The sequence below is a fragment of the uncultured Tateyamaria sp. genome (assembly GCF_947504105.1).
Lineage (GTDB): Bacteria > Pseudomonadota > Alphaproteobacteria > Rhodobacterales > Rhodobacteraceae > Tateyamaria.
This window is the reverse complement of sequence record NZ_CANNGP010000003.1, coordinates 23,846-45,763: the sequence shown is the minus strand read 5'-3', so window position 1 is coordinate 45,763 and position 21,918 is coordinate 23,846. Positions and strand designations below refer to the sequence as shown.

Below are 21,918 nucleotides of genomic sequence, written 5' to 3'. Positions count from 1 at the left end.
GACAACATTCAATGCCAAAATGATGTTTCATAACAGGCAAATCCCTGTGAGTGCAGTAATTCGTCGCTGGTGGGCCAGCCCGTGTCGAAAAGCGCCGTAAGGTGTTCGGCGGCTATTGCTACACCCGCAAGGATGGTGATGGTGGTGCCATGAAACGGCGGAGGTGCGCATGCGCTTTTCAGGGCTGAAAGTGTTGGCGGAAGGGTTGATCGGTAACAAGGGCTGGGGGCCGCATTGGCGCAGCCCGGAACCAAAGTCCGAATACGATATTGTTCTGATCGGCGGCGGCGGCCACGGTCTGGCCACAGCGCACTATCTGGCGAAGGTGCATGGGCTGACCAATATCGCCGTGCTCGAAAAGGGATATCTTGGCGGTGGAAATGTAGGGCGGAACACCACGATTGTGCGCGCGAACTACATGCTGCCCGGCAACTCCGAATTCTATTCCCATTCCCTGAAACTTTGGGAAGGTCTTGAAGAAGACCTGAATTACAACGTGATGCACTCGCAGCGGGGCATCATAAATCTCGTCCACTCCGACGGGCAGCGCGATGCATTTGTCCGCCGTGCCAATATGATGTGCGGGCAGGGTGACGACGGCGCGATGCTGGATCGCAAAGGCGTCGAAAAGCTGCTGCCATTCCTGGATTTCGAGCAGACACGTTTTCCGATCTACGGCGGTCTTTATCACAAGCGCGGCGGCACGGCCCGGCATGACGCAGTGGCGTGGGGTTTTGCACGATCGGCAAGTGACCGGGGTGTGGATCTGATCCAGCAATGCGAAGTGAGAGGCATTGATGTTGTCAATGGCGTGGTCAAGGGCGTCCAAACGACAAAGGGGCCGATCCGGGCCAAGAAGGTCGGCATGGTCGCCGCGGGCCGCTCGTCTCAGGTGGCCGCGATGGCCGGTCTGCGCCTGCCGATTGAGAGCCACGTGCTGCAGGCCTTCGTGACAGAGGGATTGAAACCCTGCCTTGACCACGTTGTCACCTATGGCATGGGCCACTTCTACATCAGTCAATCAGACAAGGGTGGCCTCGTCTTCGGTGGTGATCTGGACATGTACGCCAGCTATGCCGCCCGTGGAAACCTGCCGTTGGTCGAGCACGTCGCCGAGGCGGCGATGACCCTGATGCCCGTGATTGGCAAGGCCAGGATGCTGCGCAGCTGGGGCGGGATCATGGACATGTCGCCCGATGGGTCGTTCATCATCGACAAGACCGACATCAAGGGGCTCTTCGTCAACACGGGCTGGTGCTATGGCGGGTTCAAGGCGACGCCTGCGTCGGGTCACACATTTGCCCATCTGCTCGCAACGGGCAATCCGCACCCGACCACTGTGCGCCACCGTCTTGACCGCTTCCGCACAGGGCGCGGCATCATGGACGAAGAGGCGACAGGGTCGCAACACAATCTGCATTGAGGGGTGATTGAGATGACACGAGCCTCCGGCGGGGATTTTTTTGAAACAGGGAAGGGCTGGACGATGCACCCTGATGGAGAGGTCTGATGCGGCTGCCATGTCCAATTTGTGGTGAGCGTGATCGGCGCGAATTCTACTATCAAGGTGCGGCGGTGATGCTGGAGCGTCCGGCACCGGACGCGGGCGAGGATGCGTGGGATGAATACCTGCACCTGCGCGATAATTCTCCTGGGGATCTGGACGAACTTTGGAGCCATGACGCGGGCTGCGGCGCGTGGCTCAAGGTGACCCGCAACGTGTCCACACATGAGATCAGAAGCGTCATACTGGCGCGGGAGGTTAGGCAATGAGGGTGGACGGCAAGGGGCTGATTGAACGATCGCAACCGGTATCCTTCCGCTTTGACGGCAACACCTATCGTGGATTTGCAGCGGACACGCTGGCTTCGGCACTTTTGGCCAATAATGTGCGACACGTGGCGCGGTCGTTCAAGTATCACCGCCCTCGCGGCATTCTCACCGCCGGATCGGAAGAGCCCAACGCCCTGATGACGGTCGGACGGGGTGCGGATGCTGACCCAAATGTGCGGGCAACGGTGCAGGAGCTGTACGACGGCCTTGAGGCGCGCAGCCAGAATGCGTGGCCGTCGCTCGGCTTTGATCTGCTCAGCGTCAACGATCTCGCGGCACCCTTTCTGGGCGCAGGATTTTACTACAAAACCTTCATGTGGCCGCGCGTGTTCTGGGAGAAGGTCTATGAACCCGTCATTCGTCGCGCTGCGGGGCTGGGCGCGCTGAGTGGCAAGCAGGATGCCGATCACTATGAAAAGGCATACGCATTTTGCGACGTGCTGGTGATTGGCGCGGGTCCTGCTGGCCTGATGGCTGCCTGGACCGCAGCGCAATCCGGTGTCCGTGTGATCCTCGCGGACGAAGACAGCCTGATGGGGGGGCGCCTGAACGCTGAAACCTTGACTGTAGATGGCAAGCCGGGCGCTGAATGGGCCGCCGATATGGTCGCGAAACTGGCAGCCATGGACAATGTCCGCCTGATGTCGCGAACAACACTCACCGGAGCGCATGACGGAGGCACGTTTGGCGCCTTGGAACGCGTCGCCCATCATGTGAACGGCACGCCAAAGGGCGGGGTCAAGGAAACCTTCTGGCGTATCGTGGCAAAGCGTTCTGTCCTCGCGGCGGGTGCCATCGAACGACACATCGCGTTTCAGAACAACGACCGCCCCGGCATCATGGCTGCGGGCGCCGTGCGTGTCTATCTCAACCGGTTTGGCGTAAGTCCGGGCAAGGCCGTGACGGTCTTTGCCAACAATGACGACGCGCACCGGACAGCGATGGATATGCAGGAGGCGGGCGTTCACATCGCCGCAGTCATTGACTGCCGCAAGGACGCGACTGCCTTGGGTGATTATCGTCTGATCGCAGGCGCCATGGTTTCTGGCGGCCATGGGCGCCGTGGGCTTGAGGCCATTACTGTCCAGATGGCGTCGGGCCGTGAAAAGATTGCCACGGATTGTCTGGCTGTCTCGGGCGGGTGGAACCCGACGGTGCACATGACGTGCCACATGAACGGACGTCCCACATGGCATGACGCCATCGCCAGCTTCATCCCGACGCCCGGCGCAATTCCGGGGATGGCGACGGCGGGGGCCTGCAACGGTGCATTCTCGACCGCCGCCTGTCTGGCGGAAGGTGTGTCCGCGGCCAAGGCCAGCCTTGAAGCGCTTGGCGTGACACCTGTTGTCATGGACGTGCCGCAGGCCGATGACACGCCATACGCGGTCGAACCGCTCTGGGCAGTGCCGGGCAAGGGCCGCGCCTGGCTCGACTTCCAGAACGATGTAAGCGTCAAGGACGTCAAACAAGCCGCGCAGGAGAACTTTACCTCCGTGGAGCACATGAAACGCTACACGACCCAAGGTATGGCGACGGATCAGGGTAAGAATTCGAACGTGGCTGCACTGGCACTTCTGGCCGATGCAACAGGTCGTGGCATCCCCGAAACGGGCACGACCACGTTCCGCCCGCCATACACACCCGTGGCGCTTGCCGCGCTGGGAGCGGGCGCGCAGGGCAAAGGATTTGCGCCCGAACGCAAGACCACCAGCCACGCGGCGACCGTCGTCGCGGGCGCTCCAATGATCGAGGCGGGGCTTTGGTATCGCCCGTCCTACTACCCGCTGCCTGACGAAAAGACATGGCGCCAGTCCTGCGACCGTGAGGTTGGCTGGGTCCGGAATGCTGTCGGCATCTGCGATGTCAGCACATTGGGCAAGATCGACATTCAGGGGCCGGACGCCGCGCAACTGCTCGACTTTGTCTACACAAACATGTTCTCGACCCTGAAAGAGAACCGGGTGCGATATGGGCTCATGCTGCGCGAGGACGGGTTCGTCATGGATGATGGGACGACCGCCCGTCTGGGTCAAAACCACTATGTCATGACAACCACAACCGCCGCAGCGGGGCAGGTCATGCGGCACCTCGAATTTGTGACGCAGGCGCTGCACCCCGAATGGGATGTGCGGATCATGTCGGTGACCGAACAATGGGCGCAGTTTGCCGTGGCCGGACCGAAGTCGCGCGAAGTGCTGAACGGTTTGCTCGATCAACCCATCGACAGTGACGCGTGGCCGTTCATGTCTTGCGGTCCGGTGGATGTGCAGGGGGTCAACGGACGGCTCTTCCGCATCTCCTTTTCAGGCGAGCACGCCTACGAAATCGCGGTCCCATCCCGCTATGGGGACAGCCTGTTCCGACTGCTGGTTGCAAGAGCCGAAGCGTTGGGCGGCGGCGCCTACGGGATGGAGGCATTGAATGTCCTGCGGATCGAAAAGGGGTTCATCACCCACGCTGAAATTGACGGCCGCATGACGGCACAGGACATCGGGATGGAGCGAATGCTGTCTGGAAAGAAAGACTTCATCGGCGCAACCATGGCGCAACGCCCCGGCCTGACCGAAGACGGTCGCGAACAGCTTGTTGGCATGAAGCCAGTGGGACCGGTCAAACAGCTGACCGCCGGGGCACACATCTATTCCAACGGTGAAGACCCGGTGCGTGCGCATGACCAAGGATATGTCACGTCGGTTGGGTTCTCGCCGACGCTTGGGCATTTCATCGGTCTCGGCTTTGTGCAGGACGGGCTCACTCGGCATGGAGAGGTGCTGAACATGGTCGACCATGTAAGGGGCATCCAGACACGGGTTGAGCTTTGCGATCCGGTGTTCTTTGACCAGGATGGAGGGCGCACACGTGACTGAGCTGATCGCCAAAACACCGCTTGATGACATGGCGCCGCTCACCATCGGGGCATGTAGGCTGGCCGAGGTTGATCTGGGCATCCTGACCTCGATTGCACCCTATGCCGCAAGCAAGATTGCCGCGCCGTTCAAGGCAGCACATGGCATGGCATGGCCTGCGCCGAACAGGGCAACGGGCAAGGCAGATGGGCGCGCCATCTGGTTTGGACGTGACATGGTTCTGTTGGCTGGTCCAAAACCCGATCCGACGCTGACCAAACACGCGGCGCTGACGGATCAGTCTGATGCGTGGGCGGCCGTTACCCTATCAGGTGCAGATGTCGAGGATGTATTGGCCCGTCTTGTTCCCCTTGATCTGAGCCCGGGTCAATTCAAGCGTGGACACACGGCCCGCAGTCAAATCCAGCACATGACCGGGTCGATCACCCGCGTTGGGACGGATGCCTTTCTCCTGATGGTCTTCAGATCCATGGCAGGCACGCTGCTGCACGATCTGGAAAGGGCCATGGCAAGCGTCGCGGTGCGGGGCTAAAACGACTAAACCGATTCCCAAGTGTCTGGAGCTGTCCATGATCCGTTTTGCTTTTATTGCCGCTATCGCATTGTCCACGGCACCCGCCTTTGCCCAAGACAGCAAGGAAGAAAGCTGTGGCTACCAAGCGCAGGTTGTAGGTGCGATACAACAGGCGCGCCTTGATCGCGTAAGTGAACGTGACGTTCAGGCGCACATTCTGTCCCAGGACACTGACTGGCCAGAGCAGTACAACAACGCGATCCCGCTGATCACCCCATGGGTCTACGAGCAAAAGCGTCGCGTGTTGCGCAATGAAAGCCTGTCAGACGCTTGGAGTGAACTCTGCTTACAGCAGTGACTCGACTCCCGGCGTGTCACCACCAATATTAAGAGCATGAGCCTGCCCCCCGGATTTCTTGATGAACTGCGCACACGCCTGTCCTTGGGACAGGTTGTAGGCCGCAAGGTCATGTGGGACGCGCGCAAGTCCAACCAAGGCAAAGGTGATCTCTGGGCGCCATGCCCGTTTCACCACGAAAAAACAGCCAGTTTTCACGTCGATGATCGCAAGGGCTACTATTACTGCTTTGGTTGCCACGCAAAGGGCGACGCGATCAGCTTTGTCCGCGAGACCGAGAATGTAGGCTTCATGGAAGCAGTCGAAATCCTGGCCGGTGAAGCCGGGATGCCCATGCCCGAGCGCGACCCGCGTGCGCAGGAAAAGGCCGACAAGCGAACTCAGTTGGCCGATGTTATGGAAATGGCTGTCCAGCACTTCCGTCTGCAACTGAAAACCGGCGCAGCCGGAACAGCACGCGACTATCTGGAGCGGCGGGGCCTTGATCCAGCGGCGCAGGACCGATGGGAGATTGGTTATGCCCCCGATGCCTGGCAGGGCTTGTGGGACGCACTCAAGGGGAAAAGCGTCGAAGACGACCTGATCCTCGGTGCCGGTCTGGCCAAACCCAGCCAGAAGGGTGGTACGCCCTATGACACCTTTCGGGGCCGTATCATGTTCCCCATCCGGGACGCGCGCGGTCGGTGTATCGCCTTCGGCGGGCGCGCGATGGACCCCAATGACAATGCGAAATATCTGAACTCGCCCGAAACGGAACTCTTCGACAAGGGGCGTAGCCTATACAACCATGGTCCGGCCCGGACAGCGGCGGGCAAAGGCCAGCCCCTGATCGTGGCCGAAGGCTACATGGATGTCATCGCACTGGCCGAACATGGGTTCGGCGCCTCTGTTGCGCCTTTGGGTACCGCGGTGACCGAAAACCAGCTCGCAATGCTCTGGCGTATCGCCGATGAGCCGATCATCGCGCTTGATGGTGACAAGGCGGGCCTCCACGCGGCCATGCGCCTGATCGATCTTGCTTTGCCCCAGCTGGAAGCAGGCAAATCGCTGCGCTTTGTCCTGATGCCGGAAGGGCAGGATCCTGACGATCTGCTCAAGGCCCAAGGCGCGCCAGCCCTGCAAAAGCTGGTCGATAACGCGATGCCCATGGTCCAGTTGCTCTGGCAGCGCGAGACCGAAGGCAAGACCTTCGACAGCCCCGAACGCAAGGCAGCGCTGGACAAGTCGTTGCGCGACAAGATCAAGCTGATCCAGGATCCGTCGATCCGCCAACACTACGGTCAGGCGATCAAGGACCTGCGTTGGCAGCTTTTCCGCCCGCAACGCGGCGCAGGTGGTCAGAAACGGAACTGGCAGCCGGGGCGCGGTTGGCAAGCGCCACCTGTGCCCATGCCCAGCACCAAGACATCCGCGCTGGCTTCAGGTGATGCGCAGATTGCGGATCATTTGCGGGAAACGGTGATCCTTGCCGCCCTTGTCTGCACGCCTGACGTTGCGGAAGAATTCGAAAGCGGGCTCGAAAGCCTTGCCTGTGTAAACCCGGACCATGCCGTATTGCGCGACCTGATTCTGCGCCACGGGCATGCCGGCACCGAGCTGTTGCGCGAAAAGATTTTCGGCGCACTGGGCCCTGATGCCCTTGATAACCTGCTCTCTTCACGCCATGTGGCAATTGTCCCGTGTATCCGCACACCCGGCGATGCTGAAATGGCCCGCATGACCGTGGCCGAAGAGCTCGCAAAACTCAGCGCGGCAAAGGGACTGAATGCCGAGATCGCGGATGCGGCGCAGGACCTGGAAGGTGTGGCAGATGAAGGCGTAACTTGGCGCCTCAGCCAAGCGGCTGAAGCCGCAGCTCAGGCCTCCCGCAGCGGAAAAGAGGATGATTCGGAATATGAGACGGGCGACAACGGTGCCCGAATCAGTCGGAGCGAAAAAGACGCTTTTTCTGCGCTGATGGATCAGATCGACTTCTCTAAACGCCGTAACTGATGCGAATTGGTCTCAAAATATAAAGAAAATGCACGTACATGGGTGGTCGAATCACCCAAAGCACTAAATGTTTCTGGCAGCGATTCGCGGGGACGAATCGCCAAGGAGCCCCGATTGAAGGAGCCCAGTATGGCCGCGAAAGACACAAACGAAGACGCCAAGACCGAAGATCAGGACAGCGCCCACTCGCTGGACATGAGCCAGGCAGCCGTCAAAAAGATGATCTCGGAAGCCCGCGACAAGGGCTACATCACCTATGATCAGCTCAACACTGTGCTACCGCCCGATCAGGTCAGCTCAGAGCAAATCGAAGACGTGATGTCGATGTTGTCCGAAATGGGCATCAACATCATCGAGGACGAAGAAGCTGAAGAGGAAGAGCAAAAGGGCTCGACCGAGGTTACGACCACCGAAGGCACCCGCGATCTGACGCTGGGCGCCACGGGTCAGGAAAAACTGGACCGGACCGACGACCCTGTGCGCATGTACCTGCGCGAGATGGGCAGCGTCGAACTGCTGAGCCGCGAAGGCGAGATCGCTATCGCCAAGCGGATCGAAGCCGGGCGCAACACCATGATCGCAGGGCTTTGCGAAAGCCCGCTGACCTTCCAGGCGATCACCATTTGGCGCGACGAACTTCTCAGCGAAGAGATCCTGCTGCGCGACGTCATCGACCTCGAAGCGACCTTCGGCAACCAGTTGGGCGAAGACGGCGAAGAGGTGTCAGAACCTGTCGTTGATGCGGCCGCCAAGACCGAGGAAAAGACGGACGCCGACCCCGAACTGGACGCCGATGGCAATCCGATTGCCAAGGATGACGACGACGACGAGGACGAACAGGCCAACATGTCGCTCGCCGCGATGGAGGCTGCACTCAAGCCGCAGGTGCTTGAGGCCCTTGAGGTCATCGCACACGACTATTCGCTCTTGTCAGAGATGCAGGATAGCCGGATTTCCGCAACTTTGAACGAGGATGGATCGTTCAGCCTGGGCGATGAAGAGACGTATCAGAAGCTGCGGGCAGAGATCGTGCTGCTGGTGAACGAACTGCACCTGCACAACAACCGGATCGAAGCACTGATCGACCAGCTTTACGGCATCAACCGCCGGATCATGCAGATCGACAGTTCCATCGTGAAGCTTGCCGACCAGGCGCGGATCAACCGCAAAGAGTTTGTGGACGCCTATCGTGGGCGCGAACTGGACCCCAACTGGCTCGACGAGATGGGCGAGAAGTCCGGACGCGGCTGGCAGATGTTCATCGAACGCTCGGCCGAAAAGGTCGAAGAGCTGCGCGCGGACATGGCACAGGTTGGCCAATATGTCGGCCTCGACATCTCTGAATTCCGTCGCATCGTGCAGCAGGTCCAGAAGGGCGAGAAAGAAGCCCGTCAGGCCAAGAAAGAGATGGTCGAAGCCAACCTCCGCCTCGTGATCTCGATCGCCAAGAAGTATACCAACCGTGGCCTGCAATTCCTCGACCTGATCCAGGAAGGGAACATCGGCCTGATGAAAGCGGTCGACAAGTTCGAATACCGCCGCGGCTACAAGTTCTCGACCTACGCCACATGGTGGATCCGTCAGGCGATCACCCGATCCATTGCTGACCAGGCGCGCACCATCCGTATCCCCGTGCATATGATCGAAACGATCAACAAATTGGTCCGGACAGGCCGCCAGATGCTGCACGAGATTGGCCGCGAACCCACGCCCGAGGAACTGGCCGAGAAGCTGCAGATGCCGCTCGAAAAGGTCCGCAAGGTGATGAAGATCGCCAAGGAACCGATCAGCCTTGAAACCCCTATCGGGGACGAGGAAGACAGCCAGTTGGGCGATTTCATCGAGGACAAGAATGCCGTGCTGCCGCTCGACAGCGCCATTCAGGAAAACCTCAAGGAAACCACAACCCGCGTTCTGGCCTCGCTCACCCCGCGTGAAGAACGCGTGCTGCGGATGCGCTTTGGCATCGGCATGAACACAGACCACACGTTGGAAGAGGTCGGCCAGCAGTTCAGCGTGACCCGCGAACGGATCCGGCAGATCGAAGCCAAGGCGCTGCGGAAACTCAAGCACCCCAGCCGCAGCCGTAAACTGCGCAGCTTCCTCGATCAGTGAGGGGGCTGGCCACCGTCCTTGCGCTGGCGCTCACCCCTGGGGTGGCGGTGGCGCAATGCGGTGGCATGGACCTGGTACTGAACTGTCAGATAGGCTCCAAAACCATCACCGTGTGCGCGGGGGAAGGTCAGGCAACCTATGCCTTTGGTCCGCTGAACGCACCTGAACTCGAATTGGTCATGCCCTTGGGGCAGGTACAGGCCAGACCGTGGCCGGGCGTCGGACGCTCAATCTGGGAAGACATCACATTCGAGAACGCAGGTACCCGATATACCGCATGGATCTCTGTCGACCGCATGGCTGAAGATCTGCCAGCAACCGGTGGCGTTATCGTCTCGCATGGTGATCAAAAGCTGGCCGACCTGACCTGCAATGCAGACACGGCAAATGTCGGGATCTTTTCCATTGCGGATGCGATGCAAGCGGCGGGATATTGCGCGGACCACGATAGCGGGCTCTACACCAGCGCGGCCTGCGCCGACTGAGATCGCCCTGTTCCACAGAACGCGCCCGGGACAGGCAATCGGCCGTGTGCCTGATCCGACCCAAAGCGGCTTCGAATGCCTTTGATACAGGATCGCAAGATGCAGAAGACCTTTATCATCGCCACGCAAGGCCAAGGGCTATACGAATTCACCAGCGCCGTGGTGGACTGGTGCACTGGCGACGGCCTGCTGACCCTGTTCGTGCAACACACATCATGTTCATTGCTTGTTCAGGAAAATGCCGATCCCGAGGTGCAGACTGACCTGCACAATTTCTTTTCACGCCTCGTGCCGCCTACGACTGACGCCTCAATGTCCTATCTGACCCACACTTACGAAGGACCGGATGATATGCCTGCCCACATTAAGGCGGCACTCTTGCCCGTCAGCCTTCAGATCCCGGTGTGGCAAGGGCAGCCACAACTTGGCACCTGGCAAGGCATATATCTGTTTGAACATCGCGATGCGCCACATCAGCGCAAGGTCTTGGCGCACATAGGCTAGAGGCGGCGAAAGGGCACCGCACCCGTGTATTTGGTGCTTTGAAACTCATGTCGCCACAAGGTGATTTCCATTTCAGTCCGCGCTACCTACATCCTTTCGATAAAGGAGATGCCCGATGTTCAAACCAATTACCCTTGCCATTGTGATAACCTTGCCGACTTTGGGGCATGCACAGGATTTCGTGCGCCGCGAACGGTTCACGATCCCCGTCAACCAGATCGACAGCACAACGTTTGAGGTGGTCGAAGCCGACAGCGCAGGCGGCACGCAGATGTGGTGCGCAGCCGGTCTCTATGCGCGCAAGGTTTTGGGGGTGCGGGGCGGTGACCTGTACATTGCACAGGGGCGCGGAGATGCGCAGACGGCACCGGGACGCAAGGGCGTGACCTTCAGCACACAAGCGGTGCCAAATGCGTTCTCCTCGGTCAGTCAAGGCGTGCGCCGCACGGGCAAGGTATTTTCGATGGCCCATGCCTACGCTCTTTGCCGCAGTGTACCCTTCCTAAGGGTGCGGACCTCTTCGAACCAACTGGTTCGGCGTTAAAGGGGCACCGCTCATGTAGCGGTGTCATTTCCCCTCTACCCAAAACTTAGACAACCGCCTATAGTTTCGCGGAACGGGGGAAAACCCCCACTACAGACGGGACTAGAACAAGGGGATGGGCGATGCGCTGTCCGTTTTGCGGGAATATTGACACACAGGTAAAAGACAGCCGACCGGCAGAGGATCACGTTTCGATCCGGCGCAGGCGCTTCTGTCCGGCCTGTGGCGGGCGGTTCACCACGTATGAACGCGTCCAATTGCGTGACCTGGTGGTCATCAAGTCCAACGGCAAGCGCGAGGATTTCGATCGCGACAAGCTCGAACGCTCGATCCGCATCTCGATGCAGAAGCGGCCCATTGATCCCGAACGTATCGATCAGATGATCTCGGGCATTGTGCGGCGTTTGGAAAGCATGGGTGAAACAGACATCCAGTCCAAGCAGATCGGAGAGATCGTGATGGAGGCGCTCAACCGTATCGATACGGTGGCCTATGTCCGGTTTGCCAGTGTTTACAAGAATTTCCAGGCAGCGGACGACTTTGACAAGTTCGTGGCAGAGCTGCGGCCAGACACCCCGTCAGACGAGTGAGCGAAGCGGAGGACATCCGCTTCATGTCACTGGCGCTGTCCCTGGGGCGGCGCGGAATGGGGCACACAGCCCCAAACCCGGCAGTGGGCTGCGTCATTGTAAAGGACAGCCGCATCGTTGGACGGGGCTGGACCCAACCCGGCGGGCGGCCCCACGCGGAAACCGAAGCCCTGGCGCAAGCGGGTGACGCGGCGCGCGGTGCCACAGCTTACGTGACACTTGAACCCTGCGCCCACCATGGTCAGACGCCGCCCTGTGCGAATGCTCTGGTCGACGCTGGTATTGCACGTGTCGTTATCGCCACTCAGGACAGTGATGCCCGTGTCGACGGCGCTGGTATGGCGATCCTACGTGACGCGGGTATCGACGTGACGACAGGCATATGCGAGGCGCAGGCACAGACGGATCATGTCGGGTTCTTTCTGCGCACCGAACAAGGGCGCCCGTTCGTCACCCTCAAACTCGCCAGCAGTTTCGATGGGCGCATCGCGACCGGCACAGGAGAAAGCAAATGGATCACCGGACCGCAGGCGCGCAGGCATGTTCACGCCACGCGCGGGCGGCACGATGCGGTGATGATAGGGGGCGGGACGGCGCGGCATGACGACCCGTCGCTGACGGTGCGCGGCTTTGGCAGTGTGGCGCAACCCGCCCGCGTGGTGGTATCGCGCAGGCTGGATCTGCCGCTCATGTCCACACTCGCCCGCACCGCCAAAGAAATTCCGGTCATTCTCTGCCACGGGCGCGATGCGGACCCGATGCTGCAGGACACATGGCGCGATCTGGGCGCGACCCTGTTGCCCTGTGGCGCGTCAGGCAGTCAGCTTGATCCGCGGGATGTATTGCAGCAACTGGGCAGTCACGGCTTCACCCGCGTGTTCTGCGAAGGGGGCGGCGCACTTGCCGCATCCCTGATCGAAGCGGACCTGGTCGATGAACTGGTGGGGTTCACGGCTGGCCTTGTGATCGGGGCCGAAGGTTTGCCGAATATCGGGGCTCTTGGGTTGGAGGCGCTTGCCGCCGCGCAGCGCTACGTGCTGAAATCAGTGTCACGCGTGGGCGATGATGTGTGCCACAAATGGGCCCGGGTCTAGCGCCACAGATGCGCGCGGCTGGCCAGCAATCCTTGCAGCTTGGATAGCGCCCTGTTGGCAAATCCGGGTCGGGGCAAAGGCCCGTCGCGCAAACGGTCAACAACCACCTCGACAGGGCAGGCGGTACCGGTTGCCGGGTCGAAATAGCGCGGATAGTCGATCAGGGTGGCATGCACCAGACCGGTCAGCGGGATGTCTTCGCGGCGTCGGGGGGGGACGTCGCCAAGATCCTCCGTCAGCCCCCATCCGGCATAGAATGGCGCACCCGTCGTGACCACATGCACGCCGCGCAACAGCGCTTCGAACCCGGTCAGCGATGTCATGGTCCACAACTCGTCCACCTGCGCCAACACCGCGCCAATGTCGGCATTCGCCGCCACTACGTCGGCAAGTGCGCTGGCATCATACGCGCCATCGCGCAACCCCGCTTCCACATCCGGATGCGGTTTGTAAATCAGGACATCGTCGGGCCGGGCGGCCCGTGCCGCCTCAAGCAACGCCGAGTTGGTGCACACCCGACCAGCCCCCAGGCGGATCGACGCATCATCCTCGACCTGCCCAACAACCAGAACGCGCCGCCCTGCGGGCCAGTCAGGCACGTCACCGGACAGGTTATACTTGCTCAAACCATCCTCGGTCAGAGTGCGCATCAGGCGCTCTGCGCGCAGGGTCTGATCCGGGCGCAAGGTGCGACGGGATCGGATCATATGCTCCAACCGACTCGGGCGAGAGGGGTCATAGTAGATCCCCAAATCATCCGTGACCAATGACAGCGGCGGAATCAATGCGGCGCCCAGGCCACGCGAGCGCAAGAACCCGTCCTCGATCCGGACGGCATCCTCGTGACCCACATCTGCTTTACCGGCCCACACCATCCAGGGCCGCGCCATCGCCCGCGCACGGCGGGGGTCATCCTGAAACCGCACTGGTGCAAAGCGGCCAAACACCTTTTGCAGGGGCTGCCGCTTCCACAACCGCATGCCGCTGGCGACCCATCCCTTGTGATCGGCGCGCCACGCGCGGGTTTCTGCGGCAAGCGCCTCCATCGTGGTGGTCAGATCGCACAGGCAATCGCGATGCGGATCATACCATGTCGGGTACAGGATCATCGCCCCGGCGAACAATTGCGCGCGGGTCAACTTGCGCTGGCGGCGCTGCACCGGGAATTCGTCCGCGGTCAGCCCCCATCCTGCATAGAAAGGCTGGCCAAACACGCGCGGCTTGTGGCCCGCGATGATTGCTTCGAAACCCAGCCCGGAAGAAACGGTGTAGACGGCCACAGCCCCCTCCATCAGAATCCACGGGCTGACCGGGTCCGAAAAAAGGGACACGCGGTCGTTGCAGTCGTCCGGGCCGAAATATCCTTCCCGGAACCCCTGTACGGTTTCGGGGTGTGTCTTGATCAGGATGCGTGCGCCGGGATGCTCATCCTGCGCGACAAACAGCATTTCAAGGAACCGGTTCCGATCCGCGCCACATGCCGTAACCGATGCGTCACCCTGTGTCTGGTCGATGACCAGAACGTAACCCGGGTCGGGCACGGGTGTGCTTGGATCAAAGCCAGTGTACTTGCTCAGATGCGCTTCTTGCATCCGCGCCATGGCGCCGCGGGCCGTATTCAGAATGGCCGTGTCGTCCAGCGGATGGCTTGCCAGAATCTCTTCAAGATCAGACGGGGCCGCCGGGTCAAAATGCACCCCCTTGTGATTGATCAGCAACCCCATTGGCGGGCTTCCTGTACGGCCGGGTAGAACGGACCGCAAAAACGCGTCCTCGACCCGCACGAGGTTTGCGTCACGTCGGTTGGCGACCGTTTCGCCCCGATGCGCTGTCGGCGAATTGCCCCAAACACCAACCAGGGCATCCGGGCCGGGCAGACCAAGAGAGATATCGTAACCCGCAAGCTCGACAATGCGCCGCACACGCCCGCGGGTCAGAAAACCACCATTGTAAACGTAAAGCCGCCGGGCCTTTTCGGGTCCGGCGGCTGAATCGTCTGACTGGATCATTGGCGTCAGTTGCCGGTCACACCATTGGCAAGCGTGTTGACGCTTGTGATGGGCGTGGTGATCGATGTGATGATCTTGGCGAACTGGGTATAGGGCGCTTCAGTCACATAAAGCGTGTCGCCATCGCGGATCACGAAGTCACGGGCCTGGAACATTCCGTTGGGCTGCGTAAGGTCCAGAACATAGACGACCCGTTGCGCGCCGACCAGATCATCCCGTCCCAGCACGACATTGGCCACTTCCGCAGGTTCGTTGCGGAATACGAAGATGCCGGTTGGGTCGGATGTGTTGGTCTGCAAACCACCCACCTGGGCAAGCGCTTCGAGTGCGCTCAGGTTTTGGCTTTCAAAGGGTACGCGGGCCTGTCCACCGGTCGCGCCCAATGCTGTAAAGGCACGCGTGTCTTCTTCCACCAGCACACGGTCTCCGCCGCGCAGGGCGATATCCAGTTCCGGATGGTCATAGATGTCCTGGAACCACACCTGGCTGCGCATGCCGCCGCGGATCACGGTGACGCGTGCAATTTCGGGCACGATGGTGACGCCACCGGCGCGGGCCAGCATGGTCGACAAGGTGCGTGTGGGGCGTTCAATGGCATAGACGCCTTGCGCGCCCACCGATCCGATCAGCGATACGGTTGATCCGTCACCGGCCACCCGGCGCACCTGCACCTGCGGGTCGGGGGTCTGGTCTTCGAGCTTGGTGGTGATGATGCGGCGAATGGCGTCCGGAGTATTGCCTGCGGCGCGGATGCGGCCTGCATAGGGGACAAAGATGAAGCCAGCGCCGTCCACTTGTACTTCTTCGAGGATGGTGGAGTTCTGTGTTTCTCCAGCCAGCAGGCCATCATCGACGTTTTCCCAGATTGTCAGGCCCAGTACGTCACCGGGCCGGATGGTATCCGACCCCAACACGCCCGCGTTCCGGAACTGGTCGGAAAATCCAAGGGCCGGGGTCACGGCAGTCGCTTCGGTCACCCGATCATTGACCGACACGACAAACGCATCGCCCTCACGTTGAACGGAACCAGAGAAAATCTGGCGTTTGCTCGGCCCGATCTGCGGAAGGCCGCAAGAAGCCAGAATCCCCAAAAGGGCCAACGACGCAGCCACGCGCGCCCAGCGGAACGGTTGGAAAATCACTGCTCGGTCTCCTCGACCTGTTCTTGTTCTGCCTCGGGCGCAGGTTGGTCCGCGCCCATATTATTGTGTGTTGCGACGGTTTTCCGACGCTGATTTGTCGTCAAGCTACCGGAGTCCGGTGATAAAATCTAGCCATAGGGGTAGTGGTGGTCAGGTCACCAACCGCAACTGTTGCCTTGGCGCCGCGGTGCCCGATGCAAGCGCATCGTAAGGATCGTCCGGCGACAGCATCATGTCCACGACCTGACGCAACAGTTGGCGTCTGCCACGGGCGGAATAAAAGCCGCCCGGAATCTGGCTGGTTTCCAGCAGATAGCGGCGATAGTCCCGGTATGCACGGTTGTCGGGACGGCTCGCCCCGGCAAAGAAGGCGGGCAGGGGCTGGTCACTGACAAATTCCGGCTTTGCAAAGACGGCCTTGCCAAAGACTTTGAGCGGAATACCACGCCACAACACCTGTTGAGCAGCCGTTGAATTCACGGTGACGGCGCTGCGGGCGTCATTCAGAAGCTGCGCCAGCTTGCCGCCGCGCACGTAGTGCACCCGCCCTTGCAGTCCCAGCTCACGAGCCAGGGTTCGAATGGCTTTCCGAATGGGGGTGCGTCCGTCTTCGAGGGGATGTGCCTTGATGACAAGATGATGATGGGCCAGCGCGCCTTCGGCGAACCCACGGATCACGAGGTCCAGGAATTCCGGCATCGTCTTGAAGGGTGAATGCTTTTGAAAGCTGCTGTCATGCTCCAGCTGAAGCAAGGCCAGGTGATATGGGAAGCCACCATAACGGATGCGCATCGTGGCCTGTATCCGGTCCAGGGTATGGACCGGCATCAGAAGCAATCGCTTCAAATAAAGCTGAAACTCACGGGTAACGCTCAGCGCGCGATGCGGCTGGAAACTGCGATACCTGCCGTTTCGGAACATGACGAACCAATGGTAGAGCGCACCATAAAACACGTGTTGGCGCATGTCGCCCCAATTGCCGGGGGGCAAGGGGGCTTCCATATCGGACAGGGCCAGCGCGTCTTGCATCTGGGTTACGGACATGTCCATCAGGCGCGAATGGCCGTTGGTGCCGCCGCGTTCATAGGTGACCCAATAGGGGCGCATATACCCTTCCTCGAACACGTGCACAGTGATGCCGCGCCGCTTGGCCTCGGCCACGGCTTGCGCATGGATGGGGCGAACGTCACCATAGAGGACGATATCGGTCACGCCCTTGTCGTCTGCGATCTGTGAAAATGCGTCTGGCCACGCGGCAGCGTTGCCGGTGTAGGGGATGTAGCTGCGCGGATGAAACCAGAAGGCCTGGTCGCCCGCGTTGAACCCGACGCGCCACACAGTCGCTCCCGCGCGACGCAGCATGGCGCCAAGACGGTTGAAAAACGGTCCATGCGGTCCCTGCAGAAAAAGGAACACCCGGGCTTCGGGGGCGTGCAGTATCATCTGGTCCCTGATACGTGGCAATGTCTTGACCCATGATGAACATCTGACTGGGGCGGATTTATGGCTCAACTGGCAAAAAACCGCAACGTCTGTCAGACTTGCCCTTGAGGATATGCACCGTTACCTCGGGTCAGAATGACAAGGAGAGCGCTCATGTTCACAGGTATCGTCACCGACATCGGCACCATTTCGGATCTCGAGCAAGAGGGCGACCTGCGGGTGCGCATCCAGACCGGGTACGACACGTCGGGTATCGACATGGGGGCCTCCATCGCGTCCGACGGCGTATGTCTGACCGTCGTGGACCTTGGCCCCGACTGGTATGACGTGCAGGTCAGCGCGGAAACGGTATCCAAGACCAACCTGTCGGCATGGGCCGTGGGGCGGCGGGTCAACCTGGAGCGGGCGCTGCGTGTCGGTGACGAGTTGGGTGGGCATATCGTTTCGGGGCACGTGGACGGTGTGGCCGAAGTTGTGTCGGTCGTGGATGAGGGTGACAGCACCCGCGTGCAATTGCGGGCACCGGAGGGCCTTGCGCGTTTCATTGCGCCGAAGGGATCCGTGGCGCTGAACGGCACCTCCCTCACGGTAAACGAAGTGCAGGGCGATGTGTTCGGCATCAACTTCATCCCACACACCAAGGAGGTGACCACATGGGGTGATGTCGCTGTGGGGGATGCGGTCAATCTTGAGATCGACACGCTCGCCCGCTATGTCGCGCGCCTGGCTGAAGCCGGGTGACCCAACGGACAGGCCATTCGGCCTGACGCCATTTTGGATGTGGGTGCTGGCGTGCTCGCATCATAAGAGGCGATGGCCCGGTGACAGATTGGCCCGTTGGGACAGATTCCTGAGGAACGAAGAACCGCGCAGCTTTTGCTGCCTTGCGACACTGGTATTGGTGTGCCTGATCCTCTATGTCGCGGGCAACGCTGCCACAGGTGACACATGAGCTTTGAGACCCCCGGGCCGGTCGAAACGGACCTTGCCGCTGCCATTTCGCCCATCGAAGAGATCATTGAAGAGGCGAAATACGGCCGGATGTTCATCCTCGTCGATCACGAGGATCGCGAGAACGAAGGTGATCTGGTGATCCCCGCCAACTTTGCCGATGCGGCGGCGGTGAACTTCATGGCGACCCATGGGCGTGGGCTGATCTGTGTGACCTTGCCTGCCGAAAGGATCGACGATCTGGGCCTGCCCATGATGGCAATGCACAATTCTTCGCGGCACGAGACGGCCTTTACCGTGTCTGTTGAGGCGCGTGAGGGTGTCAGCACTGGCATTTCGGCGGGGGACCGGGCGCTGACTATCTCGACCCTGGTGAACCCGCAAGCAACTTCGGCCGATCTGGCCACACCGGGGCATGTGTTCCCCCTGCGCGCCCGCAAGGGCGGGGTGCTTGTGCGGGCCGGTCATACCGAGGCTGGCTGCGACGTGGCACGCCTCGCCGGTCACTACCCAAGCTCCGTGATCTGCGAGATCATGAACGAAGACGGGACCATGGCACGTCTGCCTGACCTCGTGGATTATGCCGCCAAGCACAAGCTCAAGATCGGCACCATTTCGGACCTGATTACCTACCGCCGCCGCCATGACAATCTGGTGGTCGAAACGGATCGCCGCATGATTACCTCGCAACATGGCGGGCAATGGGACATGCGCATTTTCACTGACCAAACCTACGGTATCGAGCACGTGACGCTTTCGAAAGGTGATCTGGGCACGGATGAGCCTGTTCTGGTCCGCACCCACGCACTGGCCGAGGTGACGGATATCCTGGGTCTCAGCGACAAGCCCGTGGGGGAACTGCCCCGTGCAATGGAGTTGATTGCCGATGAAGGGCGCGGGGTCGTCTGCCTGTTTCGCGAACCGCGCAAGTCACTGTTCACGGATGAAGAGGCCGGCCCCCGGATCGTGAAAAACACCGGCCTCGGCGCCCAGATGTTGTCGAACATGGGCCTTTCACGCCTTATCCTGCTTACGGACAGCCCGCGCACGACCTATATGGGCATCGACGCCTACGGGCTCGAAATCGTGGGCACCCGCCCCATTCTCGGAGAGACCTGATGGCATCCATCGAACACCACGTGCTGGACCGACCCAGCTTTGACACGCCCACAAAGCTGCTGATCGTCGTGTCGCCCTATTACAAGCAGATCGCCAAAAACCTTGTATCCGGTGCCAAGGCCGAGATCGAGGCAGCAGGCGCCACCTGGGATCTGGTCGAAATGCCGGGTGCCCTCGAAATTCCGACCGCCATCGGCATCAGCGAACGCCTTTCGAACTTCGATGGCTACGTGGCGCTCGGCTGCGTCATCCGGGGCGAGACCACGCATTACGAAACGGTCTGCAACGACTCGTCCCGCGCGATCCAATTGCTCGGCCTTCAGGGGCTCTGCATCGGGAATGGAATCCTGACGGTGGAAAACACCGAGCAGGCCGAGGTACGCGCCGATCCTGCGGGTCAGAATAAAGGTGGCGGGGCTGCGGCTGCGGCCTTGCACCTGATTGCACTCAGCCGTAAGTGGGGCCGCTCCAGCAAGGGGGTCGGGTTCAAACCCGCCACCGAATACCAGCTGGCAGGCAAGACAGGATCCACGACCGCATGACCCTCTCGGGCAACCAGAAACGCAAGATGCGCTCGGCCGCGCGGCTTTATGCCGTGCAGGCGCTGTTCCAGATGGAACAGACCGCGCAGACCGTCGACCAGATCAAGGTCGAGTTCATGGACCACCGCTTTGGTGCGTCCTACGAAGGCGACGAGATGACCGAGGGCGACCCAAATCATTTCGCCCGCGTGATGGATGATGCGGTGAACTACCAGGCGCCGATCGACCAGATGACGGATCGGGCGCTGGTCGCGAAATGGCCTATCGCGCGCATCGATCCGACCCTGCGCGCGCTGTTCCGCGCGGCCGGGGCAGAGCTGCGGGATACGGGCACGCCGCCAAAGGTGGTGATCGTGGAATATGTGGACGTGGCGCGGGCGTTTTTCCCCGACGGCAAAGAGCCGAAGTTCGTGAACGCGGTGTTGGACCACATGGCGCGGGAAGCGCGACCCGAGGCGTTTTAGGGGGCAGGGCCGCCCAAGATAGGATCCTGTTCATCGTTGCCAAGGGATGTGATGCTCAGGGTGATCACGCCCTCACCGAAAAACAAAGCTATTTGCGACGCTGCCATGACCTGCGGCCAGATCAATAGATGTGCCGCCACAACCGGGGCAACTTCGGCGCAGACGTCAAAGTCCAGCAGCATCCAAAATCTGATCCACCACAAGCCCACCTGACGGGCTGTCGCACGCGCAGCCTTGCAAGCCGTCTGCTGGATCTGCCGCGCTTGTCGCAAGCAGTTTGTCTGCGACTACTGCCATTGTCATACGCGGATACACGGTAGAACGTCCCTTGGTATTTCGGTCGTATCGCGTGCCCTGCGTCGGTGCACGCGATACCGCAAAGACCGGACACCAACTTTCCGTTGCTGCAAGACACTTGACCAATCAGCGACGATTGGCCCGATCACGACAAATGTGTTTTGAACCAGCCAATCGTCCGTTCCCACGCCAATTCTGCCATGGCTTCGTCATAGCGGGGTGTGCTGTCGTTGTGAAAGCCGTGGTTTGTGCCTTCATAGATATACGCCTCGTACATCTTGTCGTTGGCTTGCAGCGCCGCTTCGAACGCGGGCCAGCCGGCATTGATGCGCTCGTCAAGTTTGCCCATTTGGATCAAAAGCGGGGCCTCGATCATGGCAACATCATCAGCCGCCGGCTGCCGCCCATAGAAAGGAACACCGGCTGCAAGTTCCGGGTATGCGACAGCGATCGCGCCGACCACGCCCCCGCCATAACAAAAGCCCACGGCACCAACGCTGCCGGTGCTGTCGTCTCGTCCCAACAGGTGTTCGAAGCCTGCAAAGAAATCATTCATCAGTTTGATACCGTCGACGGTTCGCTGAAGCTCCCGGCCATCGACGTCATTGCCCGGATAGCCTCCCACAGATGTCAGCCCATCAGGCGCCAACGCCATAAAGCCATCCTTGGCAAGGCGGCGGGCAACATCTTCGATGTAGGGGTTCAAGCCGCGGTTTTCGTGAATGACCAATACGGCTGGCAGCGGCCCCTCGACCTCGGCAGGGCGCACCAGATAACCTCGGACATCGCCGGTGCCATTCGGTGAAGGATACATGATGTAGTCGGCATGAATGTCGGGATCATTGAACGATACCTGCTCTGCCATAGCATAATTTGGGCTCAGCATATTGAGCAGGGCAGCCGCTGTTACGCCACCAACGGCAAACTTGCCGGCGCGATCCAGAAACTCGCGTTTGGTGATCTTGCCGTGTGCATAGAAATCATAGAGATCGAGAAGCTCTTGATCAAAGTCTTTGGCTGTCATGCGGTTCATCTTCATTCTCCAAGTGTTG

21 protein-coding genes are annotated in these 21,918 nt (G+C 60.5%); 16 read left to right on the top strand and 5 right to left on the bottom strand.

Annotated features, from left to right (window positions below; genetic code table 11):
- Positions 1-169: 169 nt before the first annotated feature.
- The 12 genes from Q1A75_RS02910 (at position 170) to ribD (ending at position 12,899) form a co-directional block, all read left to right on the top strand.
- Positions 170-1,423 (top strand): sarcosine oxidase subunit beta family protein, encoded by a 1,254-nt coding sequence (locus Q1A75_RS02910; RefSeq protein ID WP_299546779.1) that lies wholly within the window; start codon positions 170-172, stop codon positions 1,421-1,423.
- 86 nt (positions 1,424-1,509) lie between these two features.
- Complete coding sequence (locus Q1A75_RS02905; RefSeq protein ID WP_299546777.1) at positions 1,510-1,773, top strand: sarcosine oxidase subunit delta; 264 nt, start codon at positions 1,510-1,512, stop codon at positions 1,771-1,773.
- A complete protein-coding gene (locus tag Q1A75_RS02900) occupies positions 1,770-4,703 on the top strand; it encodes a sarcosine oxidase subunit alpha family protein (protein ID WP_299546775.1) in 2,934 nt (977 codons plus the stop codon). The genes Q1A75_RS02905 and Q1A75_RS02900 overlap by 4 nt, the downstream gene beginning before the upstream one ends.
- On the top strand, positions 4,696-5,235 hold the full coding sequence (locus tag Q1A75_RS02895; protein ID WP_299546773.1) for a sarcosine oxidase subunit gamma family protein: 540 nt from the start codon (positions 4,696-4,698) through the stop codon (positions 5,233-5,235). Before Q1A75_RS02900 ends, Q1A75_RS02895 begins: the two co-directional genes overlap by 8 nt.
- Before the next feature lie 37 nt (positions 5,236-5,272).
- Entirely contained in the window at positions 5,273-5,575 is a 303-nt protein-coding gene (locus tag Q1A75_RS02890; RefSeq protein WP_299546771.1) for a hypothetical protein, read from the top strand.
- Between the two features lie 36 nt (positions 5,576-5,611).
- Positions 5,612-7,567 carry a DNA primase gene (gene dnaG / locus Q1A75_RS02885; RefSeq protein WP_299546769.1) on the top strand — a complete coding sequence of 652 codons (1,956 nt, stop codon included), beginning with the start codon at positions 5,612-5,614 and terminating at the stop codon, positions 7,565-7,567.
- 129 nt (positions 7,568-7,696) lie between these two features.
- Positions 7,697-9,682: an RNA polymerase sigma factor RpoD gene (gene rpoD / locus Q1A75_RS02880; protein ID WP_299546767.1), complete on the top strand. Its 1,986-nt coding sequence runs from the start codon at positions 7,697-7,699 to the stop codon at positions 9,680-9,682.
- 65 nt (positions 9,683-9,747) lie between these two features.
- Positions 9,748-10,167 carry a hypothetical protein gene (locus Q1A75_RS02875; RefSeq protein ID WP_299546766.1) on the top strand — a complete coding sequence of 140 codons (420 nt, stop codon included), beginning with the start codon at positions 9,748-9,750 and terminating at the stop codon, positions 10,165-10,167.
- 99 nt (positions 10,168-10,266) lie between these two features.
- Complete coding sequence (locus Q1A75_RS02870; RefSeq protein ID WP_299546764.1) at positions 10,267-10,671, top strand: secondary thiamine-phosphate synthase enzyme YjbQ; 405 nt, start codon at positions 10,267-10,269, stop codon at positions 10,669-10,671.
- A 115-nt stretch (positions 10,672-10,786) separates the two neighbouring features.
- Complete coding sequence (locus Q1A75_RS02865) at positions 10,787-11,215, top strand: hypothetical protein (protein ID WP_299546762.1); 429 nt, start codon at positions 10,787-10,789, stop codon at positions 11,213-11,215.
- A 122-nt stretch (positions 11,216-11,337) separates the two neighbouring features.
- Entirely contained in the window at positions 11,338-11,805 is a 468-nt protein-coding gene (gene nrdR / locus Q1A75_RS02860; RefSeq protein ID WP_299043536.1) for a transcriptional regulator NrdR, read from the top strand.
- Positions 11,802-12,899: a bifunctional diaminohydroxyphosphoribosylaminopyrimidine deaminase/5-amino-6-(5-phosphoribosylamino)uracil reductase RibD gene (gene ribD / locus Q1A75_RS02855; protein WP_366142166.1), complete on the top strand. Its 1,098-nt coding sequence runs from the start codon at positions 11,802-11,804 to the stop codon at positions 12,897-12,899. Before nrdR ends, ribD begins: the two co-directional genes overlap by 4 nt.
- Here the strand turns inward: ribD and Q1A75_RS02850 are convergent.
- From Q1A75_RS02850 to Q1A75_RS02840, 3 genes are all read right to left on the bottom strand, one after another.
- Entirely contained in the window at positions 12,896-14,908 is a 2,013-nt protein-coding gene (locus Q1A75_RS02850) for a capsular polysaccharide biosynthesis protein (RefSeq protein ID WP_299546760.1), read from the bottom strand. The genes ribD and Q1A75_RS02850 overlap by 4 nt on opposite strands.
- 5 nt (positions 14,909-14,913) lie before the next feature.
- Positions 14,914-16,050, bottom strand: a complete 1,137-nt coding sequence (locus tag Q1A75_RS02845; RefSeq protein ID WP_299546758.1) for a polysaccharide biosynthesis/export family protein — start codon at positions 16,048-16,050, stop codon at positions 14,914-14,916.
- A 150-nt stretch (positions 16,051-16,200) separates the two neighbouring features.
- Positions 16,201-17,493, bottom strand: a complete 1,293-nt coding sequence (locus Q1A75_RS02840) for a capsular biosynthesis protein (protein WP_299546756.1) — start codon at positions 17,491-17,493, stop codon at positions 16,201-16,203.
- 153 nt (positions 17,494-17,646) lie between these two features.
- Here Q1A75_RS02840 and Q1A75_RS02835 point away from each other — a divergent pair, with 153 nt between their 5' ends.
- The 4 genes from Q1A75_RS02835 to nusB all read left to right on the top strand — a co-directional run bounded on the left by Q1A75_RS02835 (position 17,647) and on the right by nusB (position 20,569).
- Positions 17,647-18,234: a riboflavin synthase gene (locus Q1A75_RS02835; protein WP_299546755.1), complete on the top strand. Its 588-nt coding sequence runs from the start codon at positions 17,647-17,649 to the stop codon at positions 18,232-18,234.
- Between the two features lie 207 nt (positions 18,235-18,441).
- Positions 18,442-19,563 (top strand): 3,4-dihydroxy-2-butanone-4-phosphate synthase, encoded by a 1,122-nt coding sequence (gene ribB, locus Q1A75_RS02830; RefSeq protein WP_299546753.1) that lies wholly within the window; start codon positions 18,442-18,444, stop codon positions 19,561-19,563.
- Positions 19,563-20,105 carry a 6,7-dimethyl-8-ribityllumazine synthase gene (locus Q1A75_RS02825; protein WP_299546751.1) on the top strand — a complete coding sequence of 181 codons (543 nt, stop codon included), beginning with the start codon at positions 19,563-19,565 and terminating at the stop codon, positions 20,103-20,105. The genes ribB and Q1A75_RS02825 overlap by 1 nt, the downstream gene beginning before the upstream one ends.
- Complete coding sequence (gene nusB / locus Q1A75_RS02820) at positions 20,102-20,569, top strand: transcription antitermination factor NusB (RefSeq protein ID WP_299546749.1); 468 nt, start codon at positions 20,102-20,104, stop codon at positions 20,567-20,569. The genes Q1A75_RS02825 and nusB overlap by 4 nt, the downstream gene beginning before the upstream one ends.
- Here nusB and Q1A75_RS02815 read toward each other — a convergent pair.
- Entirely contained in the window at positions 20,566-20,772 is a 207-nt protein-coding gene (locus tag Q1A75_RS02815; RefSeq protein ID WP_299546747.1) for a hypothetical protein, read from the bottom strand. The two genes, nusB and Q1A75_RS02815, sit on opposite strands and share 4 nt — an antisense overlap.
- A gap of 239 nt (positions 20,773-21,011) precedes the next feature.
- Complete coding sequence (gene yghX, locus Q1A75_RS02810) at positions 21,012-21,899, bottom strand: YghX family hydrolase (protein ID WP_299546745.1); 888 nt, start codon at positions 21,897-21,899, stop codon at positions 21,012-21,014.
- Positions 21,900-21,918: the final 19 nt, after the last annotated feature.